The following is a 14,766-nucleotide window of genomic DNA, read 5'->3' as shown; positions in this document are numbered from 1 at the left end:
ACGCCGATCCGGAATCCAGACATATTTCGCGCCGGAGGTGCAGCCTTCCATTGAAATAAAGAGTTCGCTTAGCTCACGATGACATCTGGTTTCCGGATCAGCGCGCAGTTTCGCTGCACTTGTCCGGAATGACACAAATCAGCCTTCCCACCCCGTCAAAACCACTTAGACTTGCACTTTATCCAATGTTAACCGGAATCAGTTGCGGTCGAATGCAGGCGCCATCTCGGCAAAAATTGCCGAATCACCTAAGCTGAACGCAAGGTGAATGCGGATTTCAGGGTGAGTACAGGTGCGTTCCGCCATTCTCCGACCATATCGCAGGGCTCCATCAAACAACGGAGCCGGGAAATGGGACCGGGGACAATGAACAAGATTGCAGTTGCTGCCACCTCCACTTTCGTTCTGGCACTTGTCGGAGCCGGCATCGTCATGTCCGGTAGCGTGAAGACCGACGGAGAACTGCGCCGCGTCGATTGCCAGGCGCTCACCATGTTCACACCAGCCAAAGCCAAGAGCGCCGAAGAACTTTGCGCCAACTACGGCGGTGTTGCGTTGAAGGATGCCGAGCCCAGCAAGGAAGGCCTCGTAATCCTTGTCCGCAACCAGCCGATGGGCGGATTTGACGGAGAACACACCGTCCGCTGAATTCCGGCGTGCTTCAGGCTGAGCGTTCGCTCGCTCAGCGCTTGGCAGATGGCGACAGGCATCCCCTGAAACGTTGCTGCATCCCGAAAAAATCTTCGAAACAAGAGCGGCAAAGGTCTTTGTAAGCTGGCCGACTTGAGGAATTCAGGTCTATTGCTCAGTCATCCAGCGTCGTGACCGCATGCGCAGCCACTGGCCCGGCGACATTGTGCAGGTCGACCGATCCGAGCGGGATCGACGGCAGCCCTGCTTCCAGCGCCACTTCCTCCGTCGCAACGATCTCCTGACCGATAACCTTGCCGTAATCCCCAAGTCGCGCCGCGATGTTGGCTGCATGGCCGATCACCGTGAAATCAAGCCGTTCCCTTGACCCGACATTGCCGTAGGTGACCTCGCCAAAGGCGATGCCGATGGCACAGTGCATGGAGATGCCCTGTGTGTCCGGGTCCGGCACCTTCAGACGGCGAACGATCTCCTCGGCACTGGCAACTGCTTGCCGGCAGGCCTCATCCAGGCCGACGCCCGCGGGGAAAATCGCCAGCACTGCATCGCCAATGAACTTCAGGACCTCGCCTTCATGCGCATTGACGATGTCGGTCGTGACCTCGAAGAACCGGTTGAGTTCACCGACATAGACTTGCCGGCCAAGCTCCGTTTCCAGCCTGGTGGAATGCCTGAGGTCGCAGAACAGGATCGCCGCGTCGATGACATCGCCGTCCCCACGCCGGATATCGCCGCCCAGAACCCGCGCGCCTGTCCGCTTGCCCAGATAGGTTTCCAGAAGGGATGTCGCATTGGAGGTCAGTGCAAATACTTCGAATAGCCGGCTGATAAGGGCCGAACATTCGAACACCAGTCCGAGGTTTGCCGTGGTGAAACCGGCAGGATGATCCGAAGCGAGGGTCATCACATTGATCCGCCCGTCGGAAAAAGGCAGCGGCATGGCGACATAGTCGGTAACGCCCTGCTGCCTCAGGTCTTCCATGATCGGGAAATTGAACTCGTCGGGGTTCGAATCGATCTTTTGCCGAATGCCTCCCAAACCGTCGGCCACATGCTGAAGCGGGCTCAGGCGAAAGGCCGGGCTCTCCAGTGTCTCGTAGGACGGAGCAAAGCTCTGCACGGTATCGTCGTCGCGCGTCCACACATAATGACGGCCGGCAATCATCGGGTGCAGTGACCAGATCAGGATGCTGATTCGGCAGACAGCTATCCCGTCCTCCACCAGTTTTCGGCCAAGGGCGGCTGTAAGTTCTTCTGGCGTTTTCGCAGCCCAGGCTTCGCGCAGCAGCCAATCGACCGTCGGCCCCGTGATGTTCCCGACAGGCAGCGGATCAATCGGGGCACCCTGAAAATCGACCCGGCTCGCCACACCCGGCATGAAGGCCACAAGGCCATCAACCGCCTTACCTTCAGGCAACGCATTGAGATAACTCCAGGCGCCGTTCTCCAGCGTCTCATTGCCGACCCGGACGTGGCTGTAGCTAGCCGTTCCCTTGAACGGGCAGAAGGTTCTGCGCTCCGGAGCAGGTTCGAGGTCTGCCAGAACGTCGTTGCGCGGGAAATAGATCGCAGGTGCAAGCCGGGTTTCATACATCACCCGCGCCTTTGAAGACCGCGCCAGCAACTGGTCCCCCCGCCAGGCTGTCACTTCGCCGGCAAGCGGTTCCACAAGGATCCCGTAGTCGTTCGAGGTTTGCTGCGCTCGCACGGTCATGAAAAAAGAGATATGGAACACATGGCGAGCTGTCCAGTGCACTTGCATGCGCCTCCCCTGCTCACACCTGTGTGGCGCCCCCAGCCGCCGACACTTGCAAAAAACGCATAGGTGGTACCCGGGGCAGACTTCGGGGCAAGCCACGGTTTGACCTCAATTCGCGATTACGCGCTTGTGAGCAGCCAAGGTATGGAAATTGAGCCCCCTGTCGGGTACTGAGATTGAATGCGCAACGTCTTGATCACATTGTTGATCTGCTTTTTTGCCGGGGTCACAACCGCCGCAGCCTACACGCATGTTCCAAAGAGCATTCGCGCTCTGGAACGCTCGATGGCGGTGGAAACGGACCTGGTCGCAAAGACGGTGCAATTTACCGCGCATCATGCCCAATGTTGCCAACCGGACAGCCAGGCTGGAAAAACCACCAAACCCTTCGGGTGCGGCCCGGATTGCCTGTCTCATTTCTCCAATGTGGCACTGCAATTCCAATCCACGGTGACCGGGCCGGAAACCACGTCACCTCCCGTCCTGACGGACGCTCTGCCGTCTGCGGAAGATCAACCTCCCATTAAAGGCTGACAATCCAACGGAACACGATGTTCCGGCTTAGCCAACACTATTGGAAGGTTGAACGATATCTTGCCGGGGCACATTTGACCGGCATGAGAACAGTTCGCCTGAAAGACAGGAAAAAATCATGAGTCTTCAGGAAAACGGTACACAGGCATCCTATGCGGCGCCTGCATATCGAACTCGGAAAAATCTGAACAGGAACAAGCTCTTCATGCTCGGCTGCTGCCTGCTGATGGCGGTGGTGACCGGTCTCCTGATCGTGTCCGCACCGACCGGACTGACGGCTGGTGAAGCGTTGCTGCTGGCCGTGCCGATGTTCGGCTGCGTCGCCATGCATGTGATTCTGCATCGTGTCATGGGCAAGCCATGCCATGCGCACGCACGAAAGGAGGCCGATCATGTCTAGGAGACCTTTCGCTTTTGCACTTGCCGGTGGGTTCCTGGCCTTGTCCTCGGTCGCCTGGGCTGCGGAAGACAACACGATCACGGTCTACAAGACACCCTGGTGCGGTTGCTGCGAGCTGTGGACCGAGGCTGTCGAGGCTGCCGGATACAAGGTCGCCGTTCACGATATGGAAGACCTGAGCTCCATCAAGGCGCAGGCAGGCATTCCCGATGACATGCAGGCCTGCCACACGGCGGTGACCGGTGGTGACCGGAAATACATCATCGAAGGACATGTGCCGCTGGAAGCGGTTGAAAAAATGCTGTCGGAGCGTCCGGACATTCGCGGCATCGCGGTTCCGGGCATGCCCCAGGGGTCGCTCGGCATGGGCGACGACCCGACGGCGCAATACACGGTTTACACCCTCGGCCAAAATCCGGCCGATCCTCCCGTCCCTTATCTAGAAACAGGCCAGTAGCCTTCAAATGACGAACCTTACAAGAAGATCATTTCTTGCCGGGTCGGCGAGCCTTACAGGGCTCGCCGTCAGCGGCTGTATGACGACCGCTCCCCAGCAACCACTCGCCCCCTGGCAGGATCCGTCCGTCCTTGCCATGTACCGTGCGATGCCGGAAGAGCAGTTTCCGATCCCTGCTCCGGATTTGAAGAAGGTACCGGAACGCTATTACCGCAAACAGGTCGATTATCAGACCAGCGAGAAGGTCGGTACGCTGGTCGTCGATACCAGCAACTACTACCTCTACCTCGTCCAGGAAAACGGCAAGGCGATGCGCTACGGCGTCGGCCTTGGTCGTGCCGGGTTCGAATGGTCCGGCCGTGCGCGGATCGCCCGCAAGGCCGCCTGGCCCAAATGGACACCGCCGGAAGAGATGATCCAGCGGCAGCCGGAACTGGAAAAATGGAGCTGGCGTAACGGCGGCATGCCCCCGGGCATCGAAAACCCGCTGGGTGCACGAGCGCTCTACATCTTCCAGGGCAACAAGGACACGCTCTACCGTATCCACGGCACGAGCGAATACTGGACAATCGGTTCTGCCGTTTCCAGTGGCTGTGTCCGCCTGATCAACCAGGACGTCATCGATCTTTACGGCCGGGTTGCTGACGGATCCCAGATCGTCGTTTTGTAAGGTTCAAGACACGCTTGCGGAAAAGGGGCCGGCCAGCCGGTCCCTTCGCCATCTCCAGCCGTCAGCAATGGCTGGTGCGTCCGCTGCCTGGTATCAGCCTGTAATGGCTTTCAGTTCCAGAAAGTCTTCCAGGCCGAATTCGCCATATTCGCGGCCATTGCCGGACTGCTTGTACCCGCCGAACGGCACATCCCAGTCCGGACTGTTGCCGTTGATATAGACGCTGCCCGCACGCAGTTTGCGGGCTACGCGCTTCGCCCGTTCCGGATCGCCGGTCTGGATATAGGCGGCAAGGCCGTAAGGCGTATCGTTGGCAATCGCGACAGCCTCCTCTTCCGTCTCGAACGGGATCATCACCAGCACGGGCCCGAAGATCTCGTTACGGGCAATCGACATCTGGTTGGTAACATCGGCAAACACTGTCGGCTGAACGAAATACCCTGTCTCGAACCCCTTCGGTTTGCCTGGACCACCGGCAACAAGGCGAGCGCCGTCTGCCAGACCGCGCTCGATATGGCCCTGGATCTTTTCGTATTGCAGATCGCTGATCACCGGCCCGATGTGATCCCCTTCCTCCGCCGGATCCCCGACCTTGGTTTCCGCCGCAATCTTTCCGGCAAGCGCAATAGCCTCGTCATAGACGCTTCGCTCGACAAGTAGACGGGTCGGAGCATCGCAGGACTGACCCGTGTTGGAAAAGCAGCCCGACAGCGACGTGCGCAGGGCCGTTTCCAGGTCCGCATCTGCAAAGAGCAGATTGGCCGACTTGCCGCCGAGCTCCAGCGCAACACGCTTGACGGTCGGTGCAGCATTCTGACTGACCGCGACGCCGGCACGGGTCGAACCGGTAAAGGACATCATGTCGATATCCGGATGCGAGGACATTGCAGATCCGACACCCGGCCCATCGCCATTTACCAGATTGAAAACACCAGCCGGGCAGCCGGCCTCATCCAGGATCTCGGCGAAGAGAAGCCCGGAGAGCGGCGCAATTTCACTTGGCTTCAGCACCATGGTGCAACCGGCAGCGAGCGCGGGCGCGACCTTTGCCGCAATCTGGTTGATCGGCCAGTTCCAGGGCGTGATCAAGCCACAAACGCCAATCGGCTCGTGCCGCAGCACGCTGCCGCCACGCGGGCTGGGACGTTCGAACACATGATGCTTCAGGGCTTCCAGCGTCGCTTCCAGGTGGCCGGATCCGGCAGGCGTCTGGCTGCCGCGCGCAAAGCTGCGCGGCGCCCCCATTTCAAGCCGGATCGCCTCGTCCATTTCCTCCGACCGACGTTGGTAGATCGCGATGACACGCTCAAGAAGCGCGGCACGTTCCTCGACACTTGTTTCCGACCAGCCTGCAAAAGCGGCCTTGGCTGCAGCAACCGCCTTGTCCACATCGGCGGCACTGCCCAGGGAGATCACGGCAACCGGCTTTTCCGTCGCCGGGTTGATCACCTCGAGCGTTTTTGCCTCGACCGGATCGACCCAGGATCCACCGATATAGAACTGCCGCTTTTCAATCATCCGCCTGCTGCTTCCCGTCTGTTCAGATTCATGTCGTCGCCACTTCTTGGCGTAACCTCATATCCGGCTTCTTCCGGCTCCTCGTCAACCATCTCATCCGGAAAACCCGGTGCCCGGATATCAAGACCGGTTGCTTCTTCAAGGCGTTTGATGATGTTGGGCGACATTTCCCGCGGACCATAGCGGTCGATCCCGTCTGCAAAAATCCGGTTGAGAAGCGGCGACACTTCCAGCGGCACCTGATGATCGTCTGCGATTTTCTGGAACAGGCCGATGTCCTTGGCAACAAGATCCATGGTGAAGGAGATGTCGCGCGAGCCGTTGAGGATCACCTGGCTCTCCGTTTCATGGACGAACGAATTACCTGAGGAAATCCGGATCGCCTCGTATGCCGTGCCAAGATCCATTCCGGCTGCCTTGCAGGTGGTCAGTGCTTCGACCAAAGACACCAGATTGGCCGTTGCCAGATAGTTGGTGACGACTTTCAGAACAGATGCCGAGCCGATCTCGCCGGTGTGCAGCACGCGCCGCCCCAGAACGGTCAGGAGCGGCAGCATGCGCTCGAAGGTTTCCCGCGGACACCCGGCAAAGATCGAGATATTTCCGGTAGCAGCCCTGTGACAGCCGCCCGAAACCGGGCATTCGATCGCCTCCGCCCCTCTGGCGACAACAAGCCCTGCCAGGCGGCGCACTTCGCCGGCATCCGTTGTCGACATTTCCGCCCAGATCCTGCCCGGGCCAATACCTTCCAGAAGACCGTCCGGACCTTCCACGACCGCTGCACAGGCTGCCGGACTGGGCAGGCAGGTGATGACGACATCGCAGCTTTCTGCAAGCTCCTTCGGGCTTTCACCGCGAAGGGCTCCCCTGGCCGCAAAGCTTTCCATGAGCAGCGGATTGAGGTCCAGCACCATGACGTCAAGACCATTACGCAGCAGGCTGCCGGCCAGTTTGCCGCCGACGTTGCCCAATCCGATGAAACCGACCCGCATGAGAAGCGCCTTTCGTGAAGCAGGGTTTGATGCCCTCACTTTGCGCCTCGCCTATGAAATAGAGAAATGATATTAATTCAGCCAATTACCAAACTATTTTTATGAATGAAGAGAATGTCGGCACTCCCCAATCTCGTTTGGCTGAGAAGCTTCGAAGCCGTCAGCCGGCTGGGTGGCTTCACCGCAGCAGGCGCGGAACTCGGCCTCACCCAGGCCGCTGTCAGCACGCACATCAGCGCACTGGAAAGCCAGCTCGGCCATCAGCTTTTCGAACGCACGACACGAAAGCTGGAGCTTACCGCCAGTGGCCGGGCTTATCTGCCGTCGGTACGCAAGGCCTTGCAGGACCTTGCCGTCTCCACGGACAGCCTCTTCGGCAACCGAACGGCCGGCTCCGTAACCATTCGGGCGCCGATTTCCGAAACTGTTCTCATCATCGCCCCAGCCCTGGCGGAGTTTCAGAAGGTCAATCCTGAACTGGACATCCGGCTCTTGTCGGCAATCTGGGCCGACACGGCTCTTGAGACCGGCACCGACATCGAGATCCGCCTCGGCACGGGCAACTGGCCCGGTGCGCATGCAGAACCGCTGGGACCGGAAAAGATCGTTCCGGTCTGTCATCCGAGGCTGGCCGAAAGATTGAAGGAACCGGCGGATCTGATGGATGTTCCACGCATTCACATTCTGGGGTTCGACGATCACTGGCCACGTTTTTTCGAAGCTCAGTACCTCACGCAGCCATCCGGACACTCAGGCGTCACCGTCGACACCTCCCTCGCCGCGGTTGAACTGGCGGCTGCCGGCGGCGGTGTCGCCCTGCTGCTGGGCAAGGTTGCAGCCCGGCTGGCGGGAAGCGGACGGCTGACGACCCCTCTGGACCCGGGGCTGCCTTCCATGCGCACCCATTACCTGCTGAACCGGGATAATTCCTCACCGCGAAAACCGGCGGTTCAACGGGTGGAAACCTGGCTGCGAGACCTGTTTGCAGCATAGGCCGGTGGCTATTCCGGTGAGGTCAAACGCTCACCTGCGCGCTGGAAGTGGGCAAGAGGCTCATATCGATTTCAATAGATGCACGTCTCCGCGCTCACAGGCACTCACCTCAGCGGAAACCCGATAGGGTATTGAAATACATTTCTTCTTAGAAGCCCAATCGCTGGGCATACTGGATCCCGGTCTTGTCGCTGGTGCGACAAACCGGGATGACAAGCCAAGGACGTGTGACAATGACGGAGCAGGCTGAGTCTGAGCACTTTCCTGATGCCGCTCCCCAAACCACGTCATGCCATGGCTCGACCATGGCATCCATGCCGATGCAACACGACACGGCAACTCCTATCCATTTGGAATGGCCAGGGATTGGATTGCCGGATCAAGTCCGGCAATGACGGGGAGCGTGGGGATAAGGAATGGGGCTATCAGAACGCCGTTGTTACCGCGGATGCGCCTCAGAAGGTCACTCGGCGGCGAACAGCTTTGCCGTCATCGCCAGGCTTGCGCCACAGGGTTCTTCCGCGTCACCGCTCTCCTCGGACACGCCCTCAGCCGGGCGCAGGTTGACGAAGTCGTAGAGCGAGCGGTCGAGGAGATGCGACGGCCGGGTGTGGCCGAGAGCGCGGGCCATGACGCCGAGGCGTCCCGGCGTTGCCTTTTCCCAGCCCTGCAGCATGCGTTTGACTTCCTCGCGCTGCAGACCGTCCTGCGAGCCACAGAGATTGCAGGGAATGATCGGGAACTGCATGCCATTGGCAAAGCGTGCGATGTCGCTTTCAGCCGAATAAGCAAGCGGGCGGAGCACCAGAAGATCGCCCTCGTCGTTGACCAGCTTGGGCGGCATGGAGGCCAGACGGCCACCGTGGAAGAGGTTCATGAAGAACGTCTCCAAAATATCTTCCCGGTGATGGCCGAGCACAATGGCCTCGCAGCCCTGCTCCCGTGCGATGCGGTAGAGAATTCCGCGGCGCAGGCGCGAACACAGCGAACAATAGGTGCGGTGCTCGGGGATCTTGTCGGTGACAATGGAATAGGTGTCTTCGCGCACGATGATGTGCTCGATACCGTTGTCCTCGAAGAATTTCGGCAAGATGTCCGCCGGAAAACCGGGCTGAGCCTGATCCAGATTGCAGGCAATCAGGTCGACCGGCAGCAGACCACGCCATTTCAGTTCGATCAACACCGCCAGCAGCGTGTAACTGTCCTTGCCACCCGACAGGCAGACCAGCCACTTCGGCCGCTTTTCCTGGGAAGCCCCTTCCGGCAGCATCCCGAAGTCGGCAATCGCCTCACGCGCCTGGCGCAAAAGGCGCTTTCGCAGCTTCTTGAATTCGACGCTCGCAGGTGCATTGCGAAGCAATGCGGGTACGTCGATGTCGGTGCTGTCGGCAATATCGTTCATTTGAGAAGCTCGGCGGCTTGTTGGGTTCGCTGTCTTTGCGCTGACATAGCGGATCAAGGCTGCCGGGAAAAGGGAAAAGCCGTGCGTATCAGGGGATGGCAGTTCGCTCACTGGAGCTGTTCTTGCCATTTCCCTGCATATCGCTTTAGCCGAGAAAGACGTTCGCCGCCGTTTCCGCGTGGGCCAGCCTGCTGCCGTTTTTCCGTATCACCGTCCGCCACCAGCAACGCGGCGCCGATACTGGTTCCGGTGAGCGACCCAGCCGACGCTTCAACCGGCCGCCCTGTCGCAGCCTCCAGCATGTCAAGGTAAAGCCCGTTCTGCGCGAACGGCCCCTCCACGACGATTGGACCTTCCGCACTGGTCATTGCCAGGCACTCCGCCGTCACCAGCGCCAGATAGAAGGACACAGCCGCAAAGCGTTCGCCGTCGCTCAGGAGCGTCTCATCCACGCTCCAGTGATACTCCCGTCCCTGAAAAGGGCCGGAGCGCGGATCGACAGCGGGAAAAAGCATGATCTCGCGAGAAAGCACGGTATCAATCTGTTCTTCCGAACAGCCCTTTTCACGTCCCTTCAGGATCATGTCGAACTCACGTCCCCCCATGAACCTTGCCGAAGGCACCGGATCCCCGAAAGCGTTGACATTGATCAGCGTGTCGCGGGACGGATCGAGGAACACCCGGCCGCCTCCTATCGCCAGCACGATCACCCAGGTGCCGGTGGAGACGACCGAAAACGGAGGCTGTCGCCGGATCAGATGCGGATAAAGCGACGCGTTGGAATCGTGAATGCCGCAGGCGACCGGAGTATCCTTCGGCAATCCGGTCCGGGTCACAACCTCCGGCAGGACGGACCCGAGACGATCACCCGCCTTGCGCACGGGAGCCATCTTCTCCTCCAGCCCGAGCCGGTTCACCAGCGAGGAGAACCGGTTTTCGGACGGGCACCAGAGGTCGGTATGGCAGCCGAGCGAAGTCACCTCGTTGGACAGAACCCCGGTGAGCTTGCAGGTCCAGTATTGCGGATAGGTCAGAGCCGTCGCCACCCGGTCAAGCAGACCCGGGTCCGTTTTCAGTTGCCAGTGGAGTTGCGCTCCCAGATTGAGGCCCATGCCGAGCCTGGGTGACCCGGTTTCGGCGAAGTCCGGCCGGATCGCATCATAGGCGGCCGCCAGGTCGTCCGGGCCGGTGAATTCATAGTCCAGCATCGGCGCGGCAAGGTTCCCTTCCGCGTCCAGAAGCACGGCGCTGGCACCATGTGTCGTCACCGACAGGGCATCGATACCATGGGCCTTGTGCAGCTCCGCCAGCGCGTCGCAGATGAAATCCCAGTGGCCTTCCAGGTCAAAATGCGGATAAGGAGGGCCCGGCAGGACCGTGTTGGGCCGCGTCAGGACGCCAAGCTCCCTGCGCTGGTCCAGATCGACCACGGCAACCTTGGCATTGGTCTTGCCGATATCGATGACGCCCACATTCCGGATCGCTGCCATCAACGCTCAATCCATATGAAAGACGGTTGTGAGCGGTGTTGCCACCGGTTGGTTGTCCGGCTTGGTCGCCATCACATCGGCCATATGTGCCCACCATTTCCGCATCACCGGGTGGTTCGGCAGATCGTCCATCTTGTGGCCATCCTGACGCCAAAGCACGCCGAAGAGGATGTCGGTCTCGGGATCCAGATGAATTGAATAGTCGCTGATGCCTGCGTCTTTCAGCAAGGCTACCAGTTCCGGCCAGATTTCGTCGTGGCGCTTCCGGTATACCGCTTCCATGCCCGGGTTGAGCTTCATCTTGAAGGCATATTTTTCCATGGTTCAGGCCTTCCGCTTTGCGAGAACCCGGTGGGCGATGCGCGGCAGGGCAATGACGGCAATCAGCAGCAGACCGATGAAGATCGACATGACGATGCCCGGTACGTTGAGCAGGCCAAACCCGAAGGTGACCATGCCCATGACGAAGGCAGCGATCACCACGCCCGGAATGGAGCCGGAGCCACCGAGAATATTGACGCCGCCCAGCACCACCATTGTCACGATCTCAAGCTCCCAGCCGAAAGCAATCGATGGTCTTGTCGCCCCGAGGCGCGAGGTCAGGCAGATGGCGGCAACACCGGACATAAGCCCCGTGAGCAGAAAGAGCGCAAATTTGACCCGCGGCACGCGAATACCGGAAAAAAGCGCGCCGACAGGGTTGTTGCCGACGACATAGACCGCGCGGCCAAAGTTCGTCTTGTGCAGGATGACGGCAAAGACGATGGCAAGCAAAGCGAACAGGACGAACTCGAAAGAGATCACCCACCAGACGTAGCCCTGCCCGAAAAAGGCAAAGTCGGACGGATAGCCGGTGTAGGCCTTGTCGCCGAGCACGATATAGGAAATGCCACGGAAAAGGCTCATGGTGCCGATGGTCACCACGATGGACGGCAGGCCGAAGCCGGTCACCAGGAAGCCGTTGAAGGCACCGCACAGCAGCCCTGTACCCAGGCCGATCATGACCAGAAGCGGCGTATCGGCCCCCATCTGGACGGCAAAGCCCATGGCCGTGGACGACAGTGCGATGATCGAGGCAACCGAAAGGTCGATCTCGCCGGAAATGATCAACAATCCCATGGCAAAGGCGATCATCGCCTTTTCGGTGAAGTTGAAGGTCGCGTCGGAGAGGTTCCACGGATCGAGGAAATAAGGCGAGGCAAAGCTGTTCAGCGTGAAGACGGCGACGGCGACCACGAGTAGCAGCAGTTCCCAGCTCACCAGAAACCGCTGCAGCGGCGACTTCAGCCTGTCCGGAATCTGACGCCCCTGCGCGCCGGTGTCTGGGGTGGCGAGGCTCATGCTGCGTGCTCCGCTTTTTTCAGGATCACCCGGCCCTTGGTCCGGTTGGACGTGGCGTTGAAGGCTACGGCGATGATGATTGCGCTGCCGGAAATCGCGAGCTGCCAGAAGGGGGAGATATTGATGACCGGAAGAGCGTTCTTGACGATGCCGAGGAACAGCGCACCGAGCAGGGCCCCGCCGACAGACCCGATGCCGCCGGCAATCGAGATCCCGCCGATGACGCAGGCTGCGACCACCTCAAGTTCGAAACCGCCTGCGATATCGACATAGGCAACGGCATAGCGGGCAACCCAGAGATAGCCGGTAAGGCCGGCAAGCGCGCCGGAAATGACATAGGCCGCGCATTGGGTAAGGCCGACATTGATGCCCGTATAGACCGCCGCGTGCGGATTGCCGCCAACGGCAAAGAAAGCCCTGCCAAGTGGTGTTCGCCCGACCAGAACGATGAACCCGATTACGACGGCGATCGCTATCCACGACAGAACCGGCAGACCGAGCACGACCTCACGCGGGAAGGCCTTGAAGGCGTCACTCATCTCATGGGCGTTGATCCACTCCCCGCCGGAAATGACGAAGATGATGCCCCGGTAGATGGTCATCGTGCCAAGGGTGACGACAATGGGCGGAATATCCAGCTTCCAGACAAGCAGTCCGTTTGCAAGCCCCATCAAGGCTCCAAGACAGATCGCCAAGGCCAGGATAACCGGCACCGGCAGACCGGGCATGGCCATGTTGAGCATGGCGACCACCATGCCGGTGAGCGCAAGGTTGGCGGCAACGGACAGATCGATACACCGGGTGAGGATCACCACCATCTGGCCGAGTGCCAGAATGATCAGCGGAGCCGTGTCGTTGAAGACATTCGCCAGGTTGGACGGTGCGACGAAGCCGGGAAAGCGAGTGGCAATGGCCAGCACCAGAACCAGGATAGCTCCGGCGAGAATGGTCTCGCGCGATTTCATCAGCGAGCGGATCATGTGCGCACCTCCGTGATGCCGGCAGCCGCCCGCACCAGATGTTCGGGCGACAGGTCAGCGCCTTCAAATTCGGCGGCGATACGCCCCTCCCGCATCACAATCACCCGGTCGGACATGCCGAGAATTTCCGGAATTTCGGACGACACCATGATGACCGCCAGACCTTCGGCGGCCAGTTCCGCCATGAATTCGTGCACCGCGGCCTTGGACCCGATGTCGATGCCCTTGGTGGGTTCGTCCAGGATGATCACCCGAGGTTTGGTCGCAAGCCATTTGGCGATGACAACCTTCTGCTGGTTGCCGCCGGACAGTTCGCCGATATCCTGGTCAAGAGCTGCTGCGCGCAAGTCCAGCCGCCGCATGTAGTCACGGGCCAGCTTGAATTCCTCCGCAAGCCGCAGGAACCCCTTGCGTGAGGTTTCCTTGAGCGACGGCAGCGAGACATTCTGGAAAATGGGCAGGCCCTTGATCGCGCCCTGTTTACCCCGGTCCTCCGGGACATAGACGATGCCCTGCCGGATGGCCTCGTTGGGATCGCGAATGACGGCGATCCTGTCGTCGATCCGGATAGCCCCTTTGGAAGGCCTGGTCACCCCGAACAGCGCCTGCATGAATTCGCTGCGCCCGGCACCCACAAGGCCGTAAAACCCAAGGATCTCTCCCGCACGAAGCGTGAAGCCGATGTCCTCGAATTCCGTCGGGTGGCAATAGCCGACAACCTTCAGCACTTCCTCACCCAGTTGCGGTGCTCGTTTCGGGAAAACCTGGTCGACTGACCGGCCGACCATGAGCTTGACCAGCTCCTGTTCGGAAACAGCCTCGATCTTGCCTTTGCCGACCATCTGGCCGTCCCGGAAAACCGTGTAGCGGTCCGCGATGCGGAAGATCTCGTCGAACTTGTGACTGATGAAGAGGATCGCCTTGCCTTCCGCCTTCAGGCGTTCCACCAGCTCGTAGGTTTCCTCGATTTCCTTGTGGGAGAGCGAGGCGGTCGGCTCATCCATGATGACGATCTTGGCGTCGATGGAGAGCGCCCGGGCAATCGCCACCAGGTGCTTGTTGGCAATACCGAGATCCTTCAGCGTGACATTCGGATCGATCCTGGCGCCGATCCGGTCGAGCAGCGCTTGTGCCTTGCGCAGCATTTCCTTGCGGTCGATCAGCCCGAAACGCGTTTTCGGCGCATGGCCGATGAAAATGTTTTCCGCCACAGACAGATCATCGAAAAGGACGGTTTCCTGATGGATCGCCGTCACCCCTGCCCGGCCCGCGTCCTGGGCGGTGGGAAAGGAAACCGGCGTGCCATTGATCGCGATTGCGCCCTCGTCCGGCTGATAGATGCCGGTCAGGATCTTCACGATGGTGGATTTACCCGCGCCGTTTTCACCCACCAGGGCGGTAACTTCCCCCGGGAACAGCTCCAGCGATACTTCGGAAAGCGCCTTCACGCCCGGGAACGATTTGGAGATACCGCTGAGCGTCAGTACCGGCCCCGTGCCGTCTTCCGTTTGCGGATGCGTGTCCGCTATGCCCTGCGTGTTCGCAAGCATGACCATTTCCCGGAGCCTGGAGTTTCGTT

15 protein-coding genes are annotated in these 14,766 nt (G+C 60.0%); 6 read left to right on the top strand and 9 right to left on the bottom strand.

What is annotated here, in order from left to right; genetic code table 11:
- Positions 1–366 precede the first annotated feature (366 nt).
- Positions 367–648 carry an antitermination protein gene (locus FIV05_RS16945; protein ID WP_152510380.1) on the top strand — a complete coding sequence of 94 codons (282 nt, stop codon included), beginning with the start codon at positions 367–369 and terminating at the stop codon, positions 646–648.
- A 157-nt stretch (positions 649–805) separates the two neighbouring features.
- On the opposite strand, the gene FIV05_RS16940 is transcribed toward FIV05_RS16945, so the two are convergent.
- Entirely contained in the window at positions 806–2,413 is a 1,608-nt protein-coding gene (locus tag FIV05_RS16940; protein WP_209009686.1) for a DUF427 domain-containing protein, read from the bottom strand.
- A gap of 177 nt (positions 2,414–2,590) precedes the next feature.
- Here FIV05_RS16940 and FIV05_RS16935 point away from each other — a divergent pair, with 177 nt between their 5' ends.
- The 4 genes from FIV05_RS16935 (at position 2,591) to FIV05_RS16920 (ending at position 4,471) form a co-directional block, all read left to right on the top strand.
- Positions 2,591–2,944: a hypothetical protein gene (locus tag FIV05_RS16935; protein WP_152510379.1), complete on the top strand. Its 354-nt coding sequence runs from the start codon at positions 2,591–2,593 to the stop codon at positions 2,942–2,944.
- 118 nt (positions 2,945–3,062) lie between these two features.
- A complete protein-coding gene (locus FIV05_RS16930) occupies positions 3,063–3,344 on the top strand; it encodes a hypothetical protein (RefSeq protein ID WP_152510378.1) in 282 nt (93 codons plus the stop codon).
- Entirely contained in the window at positions 3,337–3,801 is a 465-nt protein-coding gene (locus FIV05_RS16925; protein WP_173013875.1) for a DUF411 domain-containing protein, read from the top strand. Before FIV05_RS16930 ends, FIV05_RS16925 begins: the two co-directional genes overlap by 8 nt.
- 79 nt (positions 3,802–3,880) lie before the next feature.
- Positions 3,881–4,471 (top strand): L,D-transpeptidase, encoded by a 591-nt coding sequence (locus tag FIV05_RS16920; protein WP_152511958.1) that lies wholly within the window; start codon positions 3,881–3,883, stop codon positions 4,469–4,471.
- A gap of 93 nt (positions 4,472–4,564) precedes the next feature.
- Here FIV05_RS16920 and FIV05_RS16915 read toward each other — a convergent pair whose 3' ends face one another.
- Positions 4,565–5,989, bottom strand: coding sequence for an aldehyde dehydrogenase family protein (locus FIV05_RS16915; RefSeq protein ID WP_152510377.1), 1,425 nt, complete (start codon positions 5,987–5,989; stop codon positions 4,565–4,567).
- The gene (locus tag FIV05_RS16910; RefSeq protein WP_152510376.1) at positions 5,986–6,981 is read right to left on the bottom strand and encodes an NAD(P)-dependent oxidoreductase; all 996 of its coding nucleotides are present in this window, start codon (positions 6,979–6,981) and stop codon (positions 5,986–5,988) included. The genes FIV05_RS16915 and FIV05_RS16910 overlap by 4 nt, the downstream gene beginning before the upstream one ends.
- 114 nt (positions 6,982–7,095) lie before the next feature.
- On the opposite strand from FIV05_RS16910, the gene FIV05_RS16905 reads away from it, so the two are divergent.
- Positions 7,096–7,974, top strand: a complete 879-nt coding sequence (locus FIV05_RS16905; protein WP_152510375.1) for a LysR substrate-binding domain-containing protein — start codon at positions 7,096–7,098, stop codon at positions 7,972–7,974.
- A 463-nt stretch (positions 7,975–8,437) separates the two neighbouring features.
- Here the strand turns inward: FIV05_RS16905 and ttcA are convergent, their stop codons facing one another.
- The 6 genes from ttcA to FIV05_RS16875 all read right to left on the bottom strand — a co-directional run bounded on the left by ttcA (position 8,438) and on the right by FIV05_RS16875 (position 14,737).
- The gene (gene ttcA, locus FIV05_RS16900; RefSeq protein WP_152510374.1) at positions 8,438–9,376 is read right to left on the bottom strand and encodes a tRNA 2-thiocytidine(32) synthetase TtcA; all 939 of its coding nucleotides are present in this window, start codon (positions 9,374–9,376) and stop codon (positions 8,438–8,440) included.
- 107 nt (positions 9,377–9,483) lie between these two features.
- Entirely contained in the window at positions 9,484–10,866 is a 1,383-nt protein-coding gene (locus FIV05_RS16895; RefSeq protein WP_152510373.1) for an FGGY-family carbohydrate kinase, read from the bottom strand.
- A 6-nt stretch (positions 10,867–10,872) separates the two neighbouring features.
- Complete coding sequence (gene rhaM / locus FIV05_RS16890; RefSeq protein WP_152510372.1) at positions 10,873–11,187, bottom strand: L-rhamnose mutarotase; 315 nt, start codon at positions 11,185–11,187, stop codon at positions 10,873–10,875.
- A 3-nt stretch (positions 11,188–11,190) separates the two neighbouring features.
- Positions 11,191–12,207, bottom strand: coding sequence for an ABC transporter permease (locus tag FIV05_RS16885; protein ID WP_152510371.1), 1,017 nt, complete (start codon positions 12,205–12,207; stop codon positions 11,191–11,193).
- A complete protein-coding gene (locus FIV05_RS16880; protein WP_055655090.1) occupies positions 12,204–13,187 on the bottom strand; it encodes an ABC transporter permease in 984 nt (327 codons plus the stop codon). Before FIV05_RS16880 ends, FIV05_RS16885 begins: the two co-directional genes overlap by 4 nt.
- Positions 13,184–14,737 carry a sugar ABC transporter ATP-binding protein gene (locus FIV05_RS16875; protein WP_152510370.1) on the bottom strand — a complete coding sequence of 518 codons (1,554 nt, stop codon included), beginning with the start codon at positions 14,735–14,737 and terminating at the stop codon, positions 13,184–13,186. The genes FIV05_RS16880 and FIV05_RS16875 overlap by 4 nt, the downstream gene beginning before the upstream one ends.
- Positions 14,738–14,766: the final 29 nt, after the last annotated feature.

It is taken from the genome of Labrenzia sp. THAF191a (genome assembly GCF_009363335.1).
Taxonomy (GTDB): Bacteria; Pseudomonadota; Alphaproteobacteria; order Rhizobiales; family Stappiaceae; genus Roseibium; species Roseibium algicola.
Note: the sequence above shows the minus strand (reverse complement) of the source record. Positions and strands in the feature narration are given on the sequence as shown.

What these genes read in the sequence shown, in the direction of transcription:
- FIV05_RS16915 (WP_152510377.1), bottom strand. Translation starts at nt 5,989, where the DNA reads ATGATTGAAAAGCGGCAGTTCTATATCGGTGGATCCTGGGTCGATCCG.
- FIV05_RS16885 (WP_152510371.1), bottom strand. Translation starts at nt 12,207, where the DNA reads ATGAGCCTCGCCACCCCAGACACCGGCGCGCAGGGGCGTCAGATTCCG.
- FIV05_RS16920 (WP_152511958.1), top strand. Translation starts at nt 3,881, where the DNA reads ATGACGACCGCTCCCCAGCAACCACTCGCCCCCTGGCAGGATCCGTCC.
- FIV05_RS16945 (WP_152510380.1), top strand. Translation starts at nt 367, where the DNA reads ATGAACAAGATTGCAGTTGCTGCCACCTCCACTTTCGTTCTGGCACTT.
- FIV05_RS16925 (WP_173013875.1), top strand. Translation starts at nt 3,337, where the DNA reads ATGTCTAGGAGACCTTTCGCTTTTGCACTTGCCGGTGGGTTCCTGGCC.
- FIV05_RS16910 (WP_152510376.1), bottom strand. Translation starts at nt 6,981, where the DNA reads ATGCGGGTCGGTTTCATCGGATTGGGCAACGTCGGCGGCAAACTGGCC.
- FIV05_RS16935 (WP_152510379.1), top strand. Translation starts at nt 2,591, where the DNA reads ATGCGCAACGTCTTGATCACATTGTTGATCTGCTTTTTTGCCGGGGTC.
- ttcA (WP_152510374.1), bottom strand. Translation starts at nt 9,376, where the DNA reads ATGAACGATATTGCCGACAGCACCGACATCGACGTACCCGCATTGCTT.
- FIV05_RS16895 (WP_152510373.1), bottom strand. Translation starts at nt 10,866, where the DNA reads ATGGCAGCGATCCGGAATGTGGGCGTCATCGATATCGGCAAGACCAAT.
- FIV05_RS16875 (WP_152510370.1), bottom strand. Translation starts at nt 14,737, where the DNA reads ATGCTTGCGAACACGCAGGGCATAGCGGACACGCATCCGCAAACGGAA.
- rhaM (WP_152510372.1), bottom strand. Translation starts at nt 11,187, where the DNA reads ATGGAAAAATATGCCTTCAAGATGAAGCTCAACCCGGGCATGGAAGCG.
- FIV05_RS16880 (WP_055655090.1), bottom strand. Translation starts at nt 13,187, where the DNA reads ATGATCCGCTCGCTGATGAAATCGCGCGAGACCATTCTCGCCGGAGCT.
- FIV05_RS16905 (WP_152510375.1), top strand. Translation starts at nt 7,096, where the DNA reads ATGTCGGCACTCCCCAATCTCGTTTGGCTGAGAAGCTTCGAAGCCGTC.
- FIV05_RS16930 (WP_152510378.1), top strand. Translation starts at nt 3,063, where the DNA reads ATGAGTCTTCAGGAAAACGGTACACAGGCATCCTATGCGGCGCCTGCA.
- FIV05_RS16940 (WP_209009686.1), bottom strand. Translation starts at nt 2,413, where the DNA reads ATGCAAGTGCACTGGACAGCTCGCCATGTGTTCCATATCTCTTTTTTC.